10 protein-coding genes are annotated in these 13,321 nt (G+C 61.1%); 3 read left to right on the top strand and 7 right to left on the bottom strand.

Going from position 1 to position 13,321, the window contains the following annotated elements; all coding sequences use genetic code 11:
• From HWE01_RS17585 to HWE01_RS17575, 3 genes are all read left to right on the top strand, one after another.
• Window positions 1-3,420, top strand: a 3,420-nt coding sequence (locus HWE01_RS17585) for a hemagglutinin repeat-containing protein (RefSeq protein ID WP_241822436.1), incomplete at its 5' end; no start/stop codon positions are given.
• Window positions 3,323-4,267, top strand: a complete 945-nt coding sequence (locus HWE01_RS17580; protein WP_241822435.1) for an HNH/ENDO VII family nuclease — start codon at window positions 3,323-3,325, stop codon at window positions 4,265-4,267. The genes HWE01_RS17585 and HWE01_RS17580, both read left to right, overlap by 98 nt.
• A gap of 6 nt (window positions 4,268-4,273) precedes the next feature.
• On the top strand, window positions 4,274-4,693 hold the full coding sequence (locus tag HWE01_RS17575) for an SMI1/KNR4 family protein (protein ID WP_081486008.1): 420 nt from the start codon (window positions 4,274-4,276) through the stop codon (window positions 4,691-4,693).
• Window positions 4,694-4,903: 210 nt separating this feature from the next.
• On the opposite strand, the gene HWE01_RS17570 is transcribed toward HWE01_RS17575, so the two are convergent.
• The 7 genes from HWE01_RS17570 to HWE01_RS17540 all read right to left on the bottom strand — a co-directional run bounded on the left by HWE01_RS17570 (window position 4,904) and on the right by HWE01_RS17540 (window position 13,291).
• Complete coding sequence (locus tag HWE01_RS17570) at window positions 4,904-6,160, bottom strand: EAL domain-containing response regulator (protein WP_241822434.1); 1,257 nt, start codon at window positions 6,158-6,160, stop codon at window positions 4,904-4,906.
• Entirely contained in the window at window positions 6,138-7,337 is a 1,200-nt protein-coding gene (locus HWE01_RS17565) for a protein-glutamate methylesterase/protein-glutamine glutaminase (RefSeq protein ID WP_008325499.1), read from the bottom strand. Before HWE01_RS17565 ends, HWE01_RS17570 begins: the two co-directional genes overlap by 23 nt.
• Entirely contained in the window at window positions 7,334-8,227 is an 894-nt protein-coding gene (locus HWE01_RS17560) for a CheR family methyltransferase (protein ID WP_008325497.1), read from the bottom strand. Before HWE01_RS17560 ends, HWE01_RS17565 begins: the two co-directional genes overlap by 4 nt.
• 4 nt (window positions 8,228-8,231) lie before the next feature.
• Entirely contained in the window at window positions 8,232-8,807 is a 576-nt protein-coding gene (locus HWE01_RS17555) for a chemotaxis protein CheW (protein ID WP_008325495.1), read from the bottom strand.
• 106 nt (window positions 8,808-8,913) lie between these two features.
• The gene (locus HWE01_RS17550; protein ID WP_241822433.1) at window positions 8,914-10,734 is read right to left on the bottom strand and encodes a methyl-accepting chemotaxis protein; all 1,821 of its coding nucleotides are present in this window, start codon (window positions 10,732-10,734) and stop codon (window positions 8,914-8,916) included.
• Window positions 10,735-10,775: 41 nt separating this feature from the next.
• Entirely contained in the window at window positions 10,776-12,980 is a 2,205-nt protein-coding gene (locus HWE01_RS17545) for a chemotaxis protein CheA (RefSeq protein ID WP_241822432.1), read from the bottom strand.
• On the bottom strand, window positions 12,977-13,291 hold the full coding sequence (locus HWE01_RS17540; protein WP_241822431.1) for an STAS domain-containing protein: 315 nt from the start codon (window positions 13,289-13,291) through the stop codon (window positions 12,977-12,979). The genes HWE01_RS17545 and HWE01_RS17540 overlap by 4 nt, the downstream gene beginning before the upstream one ends.
• Between the last annotated feature and the right edge of the window lie 30 nt (window positions 13,292-13,321).

The following is a 13,321-nucleotide window of genomic DNA, read 5'->3' as shown; positions in this document are numbered from 1 at the left end:
GGCACCTTGGCAGCCACCGAAGGAGAGCTGGTCGTCACGGCGGCGGGCCGTCTGGAAAACACCGGGACCATCGCTGCCGGCCGGGATGTGCAGATACGCAGTGCGGGCGTGCTGCGCGTGACGGCCAAAGGTATCCACAATCACGCGGGTGCATTGCTGCTTGGCGGCGGTGTCTCGCTCTCGGCCGGTGCGGGGCAGGACTTCATCAACCGGGGCCTGATCGATGGCGTCACTACGCGCATCCAGGCCGGTACGCTCTATAACCTCGGTAGCGGACGCATTTACGGTGACCGCATTGCGCTCGCTGCGGAGGTGCTGCACAACGCTTCGGAAACCATCGATGGCGTGCTGCGGGCCCCGGTCATCGCCGCGCGTGAGCGTCTGGATATCGGGACCGGGGTGCTCCACAACAGCGAGAAGGCGCTGCTGTATTCAGCCGAGGACATGTCCATTGGCGGCGCCATCGGCACCGACCATCGTGCGACCGGAAGTGCTCGCGAAGTCAACAATACCAGTGCGACCATCAATGCGGATGGTGCACTCACCATTGCGGCCGATGCGATCAACAATCGTAACGCGCATTTCGAGATCGCCGACGAGAGCAAGCCGGGACGCCGGATCATCAACTACCGGCTGGTGGGATCTTCCGACTTCATCTCGGGAGAGCATGCGCGCATCGTCCACAAGGATAATGGCCAGATCATCGCTGCCGAGAACTGGCGAGCCATGGGCGATGAAGACAACTTCCGCCTGCTTTTACCCTCGGCGCAATCCCCCTTTGATGGACAAATGTTCGGTCAATGGATCATCTACGACGGCACCGAGCAGATCCAGCGCACCATCGTCACGCGCAGCGCACCCGGCATGATCACCTCCGGCGGCAGGATGAATCTGGCCGCCGGGGTGGTCAACAACTACGCCAGTCAGTTCATCGCCGGGGGCACCCTGGCCGGTGACAACGTCAATGGCACCGCCATCCGCAATACCGGTCCGCTGGGCAGGCAGATCGTTACCTCGGTGGGTACGGGGGTAAAAACCTACATCAAGGGTCATCGCTTCAAGGCCGATGACCGTCGTTATGAGAGCGCACCCTACGCCTCTCAAACGATAGAAACCCGATTCCCACTTGATGTGAGCGCCACGCACGAGGTGGGCAGCACGCGCGACCTGAGCCTGCCGGCCAATGCCTTGTACCAGATCAATCAGAGCAGCGTGACGACGCCACTGGTGCAGACCGATCCGCGCTTCATCGGTGAGCGGAATTGGTTGTCTTCTGACTTCCTCGTTCGTGCGTATCGGGATCGCGCGGGTCCCGCGCCGGGTTACCAGCGTTTCGGCGATGGATTCTACGAACAACAACTGATCCAGCGCCAGATCCAGGAGACCACCGGCCAGCGCTATCTGAGCGGTTTCAGCAACAACGAGGCGCAATATCTGGCGCTGATGCAAGCCGGGCTGCAGCAGGCGCAGACCCAGCGTTATGCCTTGGGCATTGCACTCACCGAAGCACAGATCGCCCAGCTCAAGACCGACATCGTCTGGCTGGTACAACGCAAGGTAACGCTGGCCGATGGCAGTGAGCAGGAAGTGCTGGTGCCGCAAGTCTATCTGCAGCCGTCGAATCTGCGTGTCAGTGGCCGACAGACCCTGATCGCCGGTAATGAGGTGGTGCTACAGAGCGTGCAGGACATCATTAATCGGGGCGGCACCATTGCCGCGCGTGCGGGCGTGACGCTGCGCGCGGAGAACGTGCGCAATCTCGGCGGCAGTATCGATGGGGGCGATGTCCGAGTCGCAGCCACCACCGATATCGAGCATGCCGGTGGCGTCATCAGTGCCAATGACAAGCTGACCTTGAGTGCGGGCCGCGATGTGGTGATCCGCAGTACCAGCGTCACCACCGCCAATGCCACCACCACGGGCAGCAACATCAATCAGGTAGCCAGCGTCAACGGCAAGGACGTGGTGCTGCTGGCCGGCCGCGATCTGCAAGCCGATGCTGTCGTCATTGCCGCCAGCGGCGACGCCACGCTCTCGGCAGGAAGGGATGTGCGTCTGGGTGTGATCCAGGAGTATTTCCGGCAGGAGATCCGCTGGGCCGATGACAAGGGCGGCAGCAACTGGGTCAGCCGCTTGACCGGTCCAAACTTCGTGGACCGCGCCAATGGTGCACACGGCACCAATGAGGTCGGTGTCAATCGCGCCGTGGTGAGCGGCAGCAAGGAGGTCGCCACGCAGGTCAGCGGCAACAGCGTCCGCATCCAGGCGGGTCAGGATGTGACGAGCAAGGGTGCGCAGGTAGTCGCTGAAGGCGCGCTGCAAGTCGAGGCCGGGCGTGACATGCGCATCGGCACCGCCAACGTCTCGGCCAGTGCACGTGACCAGGGTCAGCGCAGCAGCAGCGGGATCCTGTCGGCCACGACGGTGCGCACCGATGACGCCAGCAGCACCAGCCGGGAGGCAGGCAGTACCTTCTCTGGGGATACCGTTCTTGTGCGCTCCGGGAACGATGTGAATGTTAAAGGCAGCCAGATCGTTTCTACGCAGGGGACGACCATTGTGGCGGGCAATGACGTGAACATTGTTGCCGCAAGCGAGAGCAGCAGCCAGCGCAACTTCCGTCAGGAGACCAAGAGTGGCGTGATGGGAGCGGGCATCGGCGTGACGGTGGGTAGCCGCATGCAGAGTCGTGATGTGGATCGCAACAGGGAGACTGCATCGGCATCGACCATTGGCAGCGTGCAGGGCGATGTGCGCATCGTGGCGGGCAATCGGTACACGCAGGTGGGTAGCGATGTACTGGCACCGGGTGGCGACATCGACATCGTGGCCCGGACGGTCAGCATACTCGCTGCACAGCAGAGCAGCCGTACCGTGACCGAGGACAAGTTCCGCCAGCAAGGGGTGACGGTGGCGGTGACCAGTCCGGTGTTGTCGGCGGTGCAGACGGTGCAGCAGATGGCGGAGGCGGCCAGTAAAACCAGGAATGGCCGGGTACAGGCGCTGGCTGCTGCAACGGCGGGCATGTCGGTCTACAGCGCCGTAGGTGACATGCAGAAGGGTGCTGCCGAGGGTTCGGCCAACGTCGGCATCAGCGCCACGATTGGCAGCAGCCAGAACGGCAGTCGTACCGAACAGAACACGGTGACGCAACGCGGCTCCACCGCTACCTCCGGCGGCAACATGAGCATCGGTGCCAAGGGATATGGAGCCAACAGCAACATCACCATTGCGGGCAGCGACATCAATGCCAAGGGCAATCTGACGCTCAATGCGGATAACGATATCAATCTCATCGCTGCTCAAAACACGGATGAACAGCATGGTGACCGGTCGTCGTCGTCATGGGGAGTTGGCGTTACTGCGCAGTTTGGTACCAAGACCCAGTTTGGTTTTACGGCCAACGCAGCGGGTATCTGACCAGAATATCGCCGCAGTGCAAAGTTGCATCATTTCAGGGGATGTAGCGTGCGTCCAAAAAAATCTGGCTGAAGCGGCGAGTGTCAACGAGGTAAAGGTATTGCCATTCGGCTATACAAAACTTGAAGATACGCTGATCGGGCGTCAAGCGAATGTGATCAGTTATGGTTCCGTGATGGGCAACGCGTCCCTGACGGGAACGGATGTTGATCAGGCGAAGGAGGTTGCGACCTTCAGGACGAATAACTGTGGTGGACTGAGCGCGGCTGCCTGTGATGGACTGGTAAAGCAGGCGATAAACTATCGTCTTGTCCGGATGGCAGCGTTGTCTGCTGTCGCGGCTACTACTCCAGCCCTGGTGGGTGAGGCAAGGAAGCTTGTCTTGCCAAAGGAAAAGCTACCGGCGGTAACGCCTGATCGTGATCGATTTACTGCGGATCAGGATTTGCCGAATGTATATTCCAGGCAGGAAGTAGCAAAGAGATATTTCGGGCAAGAAAGGCAATACTGGAGTGCTGAGCCAGTAGAAGTCGCTGGAAATTTTGTATATCGACGCGACGACCTTATCGACCCTAATCGGGTGGATAGCCAAACCGGAAAAACCAATCTAGAACTAATGCAGGCTGGCAGAGCCCCGATTGGGAAGGATGGGAACCCCGTCAATCTACATCATATGCTGCAAAATCAGGATGGTCCCATTGCAGAAGTTATGCAGACGTTCCATCAGGAAAACTACTCTGCTATACACATAAATGCCGGCTCGGAAATCCCATCTGGCATTAATCGCAGTGTATTCAATACGTGGCGGCGTAATTATTGGAAGAGCCGGGCGAACGATTTTAAGTGAGATGAAATGGATAATAAATTGGTTGAGGCAGTAGACGCTTTGATAAATGCTTCAGCGGGTGAACGGATTAGATTGCTGGAGCCTGATGATGAATTGATTGATAACTATGAGTCGAAAATTGGAATTACCTTTGGCGACGAATATCGTTATTTTTTAAAGAACGCGAGCACCATTTTTTTTGGGAACATTGAGCCGTTAGTTCTTTCTCCTGATATCAATAGCAGGGGAGACTTGCTGCGAGCGGTAAAAGTTGCAAGGCAGTTGGGAGTTCCTTCAAATTGGCTCCCCATATGTGAGGATAACGGTGATTATTACTGCCTGGATCAAACGGGTAAGATCAGATTTTGGAGTGGAAATGGAGTGAGTTCGGAGAGCTGGCCGACGCTTGCAGATTGGATAAACGATGTATGGATTGATGGGAACTAAGCTTAGAATCTCGGAGATACATTTTCAGTCGATTCATCATAGCCTAATCCTGAGCGCACACTTTTCAGATGAGATGTTGACCTGCACCCCAAAATTAGTACGGCAATGATGCAAAGTCTGCCTCAAACGGAAGCAGCATAAAGAACCGGCGACGTACCGAAAACAGATTATTTCCACGCTCAATTCAACAGTCCAACAACGAATCTCAAGTCACCCACCGCTAACACTCCCCTTCCCCAGCGGCCGCAATTCGCCGAGCCGGCGATGATGTCCCTTCAACCATAACGGCAATTCATTGGCCGGCATGGGCTTGCCAATCAGATAGCCCTGCCCCAGGCTGCAACCGAAGTCCTGCAGCAGGCGCCAGTCTTCCATGGTCTCCACGCCTTCGGCCACCGTCACCAGCTCCAGCCGTTGCGCCATGTCCAGCGCGGATTGCAGAATCACGCGCAGGTTCTTGCGGTCATGTGCACCATGCACGAAGGAGCGGTCAATCTTCAGTTCCGTGAAGGGGATACGCGCCAACTGCTGCATCGATGAGAAGCCGGTGCCGTAATCGTCAATCGACAGACCAAACCCCTTCAGGCGCAAGCGCGCCAGCATGCCCAGTGAATTGCCCTTGTGCGCCACCACCGAACTCTCGGTGATTTCCAGCACCACGTTTTCGGCCGGCAGCGCGTGCTTGTCCACCAGCTCCAGAATACGATGCAGGAAATCCGGCTGTTCCAGCGACAGCGGCGAGAGATTCACCGCCACCTTGATCGCCAGGCCGCGGCTGTGCCAGACGGCAGCCTGGGCCATGGCCTGGTCCATCATGCTGATGGTGAGATCGTGAATCAGGCCGCATTGCTCTGCCAGCGGAATGAATCGGTCCGGCGGCACCATGCCGCGTTCCGGATGCACCCAGCGCGCCAGCGCTTCTACGCCTTTGAGGATGCCTGTCTGCACATCTACCTTGGGCTGGAAATACGGCAGCACCTGACCACCGCCGATGGCCACGCCCAGATCGCTCTCACACATGGAAGGCTGGGGATCGGCATCGGCAAGAGCGTCGCCACCGTGGGGCCGGAAAGATCGCAGCGCTGCGTGCAGCTGGCCTTGGTTGAGCGGCTTCTGCAATACGCCGATCAGGTTCATGCCCAGTGCGTGGATCATGGTCTCCACCGACAACAGCAGCGAGGTCTCTCGACTGGAGGCGACGATCAGCGGAATGTCGATACCCTTTTGCTGCAAGTGCTGGATCAGTTCAATGCCATCCATGCCCGGCATCTCCAGGTCGATCACGACCAGGCCCGGCGGCAGTTTCAACAGCGCCAGCAGGTCCAGCGCCTCGTTGCCGTTGCCGGCCTCGTAGATCAGATCGACGCCCAGCGCCTGCAGCAGCGACACGCTGTGCTGGCGCTGCAGGGCACTGTCGTCGACGACCAGTGCGGATTCGATCAGCTCATTGAGATTCTCTGGAGGCATATTGTTCTATCACTGCGGAGATATGATCGAGCGGGAGGACGTCACGGACGCCGCCCATGTGTATCGCTTCTTTCGGCATGCCGAAGACCACGCTGCTGGCCTCGTCCTGAGCATAGGTGGCGGCGCCGCAATCGGCCATCTCCCGCATCCCTCTTGCTCCATCGTCCCCCATGCCGGTCATGATGATGCCCACTGCATTGCTGCCCGCCGCCTTGGCCAGCGAGCGGAACAGCACATCCACCGAAGGCTTGTGCCGGCTCACCAGCGGACCATCCAATGTTTCCACATAGTACTGCAGACCATCGCGCCGCACGACCAGATGTCGACCGCCGGGAGCGATCAGCACCCGCCCCGGCAGAACCAGATCGTGATGCTCGGCTTCCTTGACCTCGGCACCGGAAATGCGATGCAGGCGGTCGGCGAAACTGCGCGTGAAACGCTGCGGCATGTGCTGCACCACCACCACGCCCGGACAACGGTGGTCCAGGCATCCCAGTACCCGCTCCAGCGCCTGCGGCCCTCCGGTGGAGGCACCGATGGCAACGATGCGCGCAGTCGGTGGACGATAACCATCCTCCCTTCCCGGCGCGGCCAGTATCGCATCGGCCGAATGACGCTGCAGGACCGCAGACCAGCCCTCATCATGCAGTATTTCTCGTGATGTTGCTTTGACCGGGCGCAGCCGGAGCGCGGAGGCCATGGCACCGGTACTGCCGGGCAATGCGCCCGCCGCTGCCCTGGTGCCGGGGCCGGCCAGCGCTGCGGCCCGGATGGCACTGGCCAGTTCGACCACTGCTTCACGAAGGAAATCGCGCACACCCAGTTGCGGACGGGCAATCACCGAGACTGCGCCGGCGGCCAGCGCCTCGGCAGTGATATCGCCCGCACCAGTGGCACGCGCACTGCACATGATGACCGGCGTGGGCCGCGTGGCCATGATTTGACGCAGAAAGGTGATGCCATCCATGCGCGGCATCTCAATATCGAGCAGGATCACGTCGGGCCACTCCTGCTGCATCTTGCGCAGGGCAAAGACCGGATCGGGTGCGGTACCGATGACGCGGATATCGTCAGTCTGCGCCAGCAGCTGCTGCACCAGCTGGCGTACCACCGAAGAATCATCGATGACCATCACGCGGATGATGGAGGCTGCCCCCGATGCAGACGGCCCACTCATTGCGGCCTCCGATAAATCGAGGGGGAGTGCATCAGCAGGTCCAGTTCCATGCCGTGCAGCGATTCGGAATGCCCCACCACCAGGTAGCCGCCGGGGCGCAGGCGGGCGATCACGTCGCGCAAGACCTGCAGCTTGGTATCGCAATCGAAATAGATGATGACGTTGCGCAGGAAGATCAGGTCGTACAGTCCATCCTCGTGTTCATGCAGCGCGGTCAGATTGCGCCGGGCAAATTCGACCTTGGCACGCAGGCCGGCCTGCACCAGGAAATGCCCCTCGTACTCACCGGTGCCGAGCAGGCAATAGCGGCGCAGATACAGACGTGGAATATTCTCGCCCCGCGCCATCGGATAAAGGGCGCGGCGGGCAAAGCGCAAGACGCGGGTGCTGATATCGGAAGCAAATACCGACCAGCTGCCGGGGGGCCGGTGATGGTCCAGCAACATGGCCAGAGAATAGGCTTCTTCACCGGTAGCGCTGGCAGCGCTCCAGACGCGCAAGCTCTTGTGGTCACGCCACTGCGGCAACAGCTCCTGGGTCAGGAAATCGAAATGACTCGGTTCACGGAAGAAATAGGTTTCATTGGTGGTGATGAGATCAATGGCGCGCTGGCGTTCCTCGGCGCCATCGGCCGCGCTGATGAGACGATGATACTGCGCCAGTCCGCACAGGCCGAGTTCATGCAGACGATGACTGAGGCGGCTTTGCAGCAGCGCCTTCTTGGACAAGGGCAAATGCAGGCCGATGTGCTGCTTGAACAATTGCTGGAACAGCAGCATGTCCTCATCGCTGACCTCGGCATCGGCAGCGCTGGCGCCAGAAACGGTCTGGCCCGCACACCGGTCGTGTACGGCGTCGCGCCTGCCTGCCAGGTTGCCGGTGCTGGCCATGGACCTACTCCTGTTGCGTTTGCGCCGGCAGCACCGGCCCGCCACCCAGGGCATCCTCGGCGCTCATTCCCAGGAGGCTGGCCAGTTCATCCACCGACAATACGCGCTGCACGTCCAGCACGACGATGAAACGCTCATTGACGTTGATCATCCCTTCGATGAAATCGGCGCGGATGCCCGCTCCAAAGGACGGACGCGGTTCGATGCTGTCAACGCCGATGCTCAGCACGGCGCTGACGGCATCGACCATCACGCCCAGCAACAGCATCTGCTCGTCCTGGATCAGTTCCATGATGATGACGCAGGTACGCTTGGCCACCACCGTGGGCGCGCGACCAAAGCGCACCGACAGATCGATGACCGGCACCACCGAACCGCGCAGGTTGATGACGCCGCGCAGGAACTCGGGCATCAGCGGCACTTCGGTCAGACCGCCGAATTCGATGATCTCGCGAATGCTGGCAATGGGCATGGCGAAGCTCTCGGTTCCGACCAGGAAGGTCAGGAACTGGCGGCTTTCGATGACTTCTTCCTGCTGCCGCTTGCGGGCGGATTCGCCATTCAACGATACGCTGGGCATGGCCTGCTCTCCTTGCTGCCGCGCTCATCCCGCGGCCAATTGATGCGTACGCGGCCCGCAGGCGGCGCGGTGAAACGGGACTGGATCAACGCCATGATCTGTCCTCTCAGAAACGCTTGAACGAAGATTCATCCACTCCCGGCGCATCCTCATCCACATCCAGCATGGACAGACGCCGTGCGCTCTCGCGCTTGTCCTGGGCGGCATGCCGGGCAGGCTTGCGGCGACTGCCATCCGACCCCGACTGTGGTGCGCCACTGGCACGTACCGCCGGCTTCTGCAACTCGTCCACACGGAAGAAACGCATCAGATCCTGCAGATGGATGGCCTGGGCACTCATCTCTTCCGAGGTTGCCGACAATTCCTCCGAGGCCGATGCGGTCATCTGCGTAGTCTGTGCCATCTGGTGCACGGCATTGTTGATCTGTTCCAGCCCGGTCGATTGTTCCGCCGACGCCGCAGCGATTTCCTGCACCAGGTCAGCGGTCTTGCGGATCGATGGCACCATCTGGTTGAGCAGGCCACCCGCCTTTTCGGCCAGGCCCACGCTGTTCTCGGCCACTGCAATGATTTCCTGTGCGGCACTCTGCGAGCGTTCGGCCAGCTTGCGCACTTCGGCCGCCACCACGGCAAAGCCCTTGCCGTGTTCACCGGCGCGCGCGGCTTCGATGGCCGCGTTCAGTGCCAGCAGGTTGGTCTGGTAGGCGATGTCATCGATGATGCCGATCTTGCTGGCAATCTGCTTCATCGCCGCCACGGTCTCGCGCACCGCCTGTCCTCCCTCGGTGGCGGCGCTTGCCGAGAGGCTGGCAATACCATCGGTGGTCCTGGCATTGTCGGCATTCTGGGCGATGGTGGCGGTGATCTCTTCCACCGAGGCGCTGGTTTCCTCGACGTTGGCGGCCTGCTGCGAAGCGTTGTGCGAGAGCGCCTGGGAGGACGAGGAAATCTCTTCCGAGGCCGAGGCCAAAGCACTGGCGGTGCCGCTGACATCGCCGATGACGTCGGTCCATTTGTTGACCATCTGCTGGGTGCTGTAGAGCACGCTGACCCGGTCGTTCTTGCGCAGGGGCACACTCACCGTCAGATCTCCTTCGGCCACGCGGCGCAATACGCTCATGGCATCGCGCGGCTCGCCACCGATCTGCGAGCGGATGGTGCGATAGGCAAACCCGAGACAGGCAAACAGCACCACCACGGAGGCGCTCAGCAGCCAGAATATCTTCTGTTCCAGTTCGACGTAGTCGCGACCGGCCTTGAGCACGCGGGCCTGGGTGCGTTCGTCGACCTGGCGCAGGAAGTCATTGATCGGTGTCATCACGCGACCGAACAGCGCACGGTAGGTCTGGTCGAACACCAACTCCTGCGCCATGGCCTGGTTGGGTGCGCCGACCACGGTGAACTTGCCCTGACCATCATCGAACTCGCCCTTGACCGCATGGAAGGCGGTAATCTCGATGCGCGAGAGCTGATCGGCCAGTTTCAGGGCCTCCTGCATCTTGGCCAGTTCGTCTTCGGTAAAGCCGGCACGCTTCATCAGTTCACTCAGCGGCACCGCCTGGGCACCCGCCTCCACCGGCAGTTTGCGGGCACTGACCAGATCCCAGTTGAAGCGATCATAGTTGGAGGGCCGCGCACGCTTGCCGTTGCGGATGTCGAGGATCATGTAGTACCGGTCCTCGTCATTGGGATCGCCCGTGGTCACGTAGGCGCGCGCGAACTTGGTCATGTCCTCGGTGGTACGTCGCAGTTCATTGGCCAGCGCTGCCGATTCATAGCGCGACTGGTGCGCATGTTCGAGCGCCGCATTGGCCTGGCGCAAGGTACTGGTGAGACTGATCACCACCGCCACCAGGATGGACAGGACTAAACACAGCCAGATGAAGATCTGCTTGATGCTCATCCTGTTGGTCATCGATTCTTGCATGCTCGCTTCCCCTCGTGGTGCGGGCGTCCGATCGGCGCCCGTCATGGCGCCGACGCCACGCTGCTTTCGGCGTAGGCCGCCGTATTGCCTTGTTCCTGTTGCTGGGTATGCTGCACCAGGTGCGCGATATCCAGGATCAATGCGACCCGGCCATCGCCCAGGATGGTCGATCCGGACAGCCCCTTGACCTTGCCGAACAAGCGGCCCAGCGGCTTGATCACCGCCTGGCACTCGCCCAGCAATCCGTCGACCAGCAGGCCGGCGCGCAATTGTCCGTACTGTACGATCACCAGGCTCTTGCGTCCCCTGCCCTGGTCGCGCGCAGGCAGGTCAAACAGTTCGCGCAGCGGGACGAACGGCAAGGGCTCACCGCGTACCGAGACGATGTGGCTGCCGCTCTGCCGGGGTGGCATGTCGATACACTCCACCACCATATCCAGCGGGATGACGAAGACCGCATTGCCCACCACCACCTGGAAGCCCGAGATGATGGCCAGCGTCAGCGGCAGGCGGATGCGCACCACGGTGCCACGGCCTGGTTCGGTATCGATGCCCACCTCACCCTGCAGGGCATCGATGTTACGCTTGACCACGTCCATCCCCACACCACGTCCCGAGAGTTCAGTGACCTGCTGCGCGGTGGAAAATCCGGGCTCGAAGACGAAGCGGAAGATCTCGCCATCACTGAGCTCGGCATCGGGCGCGGCCAGTCCCTGGGCGATGGCTTTTTCCAGGATGCGCGCGCGATCCATGCCTCGACCATCGTCCATCACCTCCACCAGCACGCTGCCCGATTCGTGCATGGCATTGAGCCGCAGGGATGCCTTGGCCGGCTTGCCGGCAGCGATACGCTCGGCGGCCGGCTCGATGCCGTGATCGATGGCATTGCGCACGATGTGCATCAGCGGATCGGCCAGGCGCTCCACCATGGATTTGTCCAGCTCGGTCTCGGAGCCGGTCATGGTCAGCTCGATGTCCTTGTCGAGATCGCGGGCGATGTCGCGCACGATGCGCGGGAAGCGCTGGAATACTTCATTGATCTGCACCATGCGCAACGTCAGCGCGGCATCGCGGATCTGTTCCATCAGGCTGTCGATGGCCTGGGTGGCCTCCTCGAACTGGCTGTCCTTGCGACGCCGTGCGATCAGGCGTGCACTGGCACCGGCGATGACCAGCTCGCCCACCAGGTCGATCAACTGGTCCAGCTTGGAGACCTCGATCTTGATGAATTTCTGTTCCTGCGCGCGCCGCTCCTCCAGTGGGCGAGGCCGCGCGCCCGCGTCGGTGGCCGCCGGCACCACGGCGGCGACCGCTTCCTCCAGGGTGACGGCTCCCAGGCAACGCCATTGGACTTCATTGAACAATGACAGACTGCGCCACTGGCCGGCCAGACGGGCCGCGTCCTCGCGGGCCAGGCGTTGCAGTACCGCGGCATACGCGCACAGGGGACTGTGCGGAGGCAGGATGTCGATACGGCTGTCATCGCGCACGAATTCAAACACATCCTCCAGCGTTTGCCGGGTGGAATCGGAGACCAGGCAGATTTCCACGCCGAGATAACAGCTCTCGGCATCCATGGCGGCGGCCGCAGGCATGCCCGCCTCCACCGGCAGGATGGCGACGATGCGCCCCAGCGAACGCAGGTAGTGCAGGAAAGACAGCGGATCGAGCCCATCGCGCAAGACGTTCTCGTTGAACTGCAGCGACAGGTGCCAGTAAGGATAATCGGCCGCCGCCTGCAAGGCGGCATCCATGCTTGCCTCGTCGGTGGCGAGCGGGTCGGCAGCAGGACTGCCGGCAAGGCGCTGCCCGACCAAGGTCGGCTGACCAGAGACCAGCTCCCGCGATGCAATGGCCGATTGCGCCACCTCGTCCAGTTCGGCCAGCAGCGTGGCACGACGTTCGGCGTTGGGCTCCTCGGCCTCCTGATTGCGTTCGATGGCATCGACCAGTTCACCGATGTAATCGCCACACTGCAGCAGCAAGGACATCATGTACGCGTTCAGCGGCAGGCGCTCTTCGCGCACCAGGTCCAGCACATGCTCCACCTGGTGGGTGAACTGCACAATGCTGTCGAAAGCAAACAGGCCGGCCGAGCCCTTGATGGTATGGGCGGCCCGGAAGATGGCATTGATGCTGTCGCGGCTCGGACCTTCCATTTCGATCTGCAGCAAGGCGGCTTCCATGGCCACCAGCAGTTCGCGGGCTTCCTGGACGACGGCATCGCGTGCGGAATCCTTCTTCATTCGGCCTCCACGGCGGGACTGAAGCGCTCATGCAGTTGCAGCAGGTCCAGTGCGGCCAGCACGGCCGGACTGTAGGCACCGATCTCCAGCTGGCGACCACTGTTGGCCAGCTCGCGGCGCAACAGCAGCAGCAATTGGATGCCGGCGGTATCGAGCTCGTCCACACCGGACAGATCCAGCACTACGTGGGTCTGCGCAAGTGTCAGCGCGTGCAGCAATTCCGGCTTGCGTTCGGCTGCCTGGAAAATGGTCAGGCCACCACTCAGCGTGAGCAGCAGCCGGTCCTCTTGCACGGAATACGTCAGCGGCATTTTCGGGGTCTCGGTTGGGTCTTCAACGGT

Origin of the sequence: Herbaspirillum sp. C7C8 (assembly GCF_022627875.1) — a bacterium.
In the GTDB taxonomy this organism is placed as follows: Bacteria; Pseudomonadota; Gammaproteobacteria; order Burkholderiales; family Burkholderiaceae_D; genus Herbaspirillum.
Note: the sequence above shows the minus strand (reverse complement) of the source record. Positions and strands in the feature narration are given on the sequence as shown.

Coding starts and splice junctions, on each gene's coding strand:
- HWE01_RS17580 (WP_241822435.1), top strand. CDS start 3,323: ATGGTGACCGGTCGTCGTCGTCATGGGGAGTTGGCGTTACTGCGCAGT.
- HWE01_RS17575 (WP_081486008.1), top strand. CDS start 4,274: ATGGATAATAAATTGGTTGAGGCAGTAGACGCTTTGATAAATGCTTCA.
- HWE01_RS17570 (WP_241822434.1), bottom strand. CDS start 6,160: ATGCCTCCAGAGAATCTCAATGAGCTGATCGAATCCGCACTGGTCGTC.
- HWE01_RS17565 (WP_008325499.1), bottom strand. CDS start 7,337: ATGAGTGGGCCGTCTGCATCGGGGGCAGCCTCCATCATCCGCGTGATG.
- HWE01_RS17560 (WP_008325497.1), bottom strand. CDS start 8,227: ATGGCCAGCACCGGCAACCTGGCAGGCAGGCGCGACGCCGTACACGAC.
- HWE01_RS17555 (WP_008325495.1), bottom strand. CDS start 8,807: ATGCCCAGCGTATCGTTGAATGGCGAATCCGCCCGCAAGCGGCAGCAG.
- HWE01_RS17550 (WP_241822433.1), bottom strand. CDS start 10,734: ATGCAAGAATCGATGACCAACAGGATGAGCATCAAGCAGATCTTCATC.
- HWE01_RS17545 (WP_241822432.1), bottom strand. CDS start 12,980: ATGAAGAAGGATTCCGCACGCGATGCCGTCGTCCAGGAAGCCCGCGAA.
- HWE01_RS17540 (WP_241822431.1), bottom strand. CDS start 13,291: ATGCCGCTGACGTATTCCGTGCAAGAGGACCGGCTGCTGCTCACGCTG.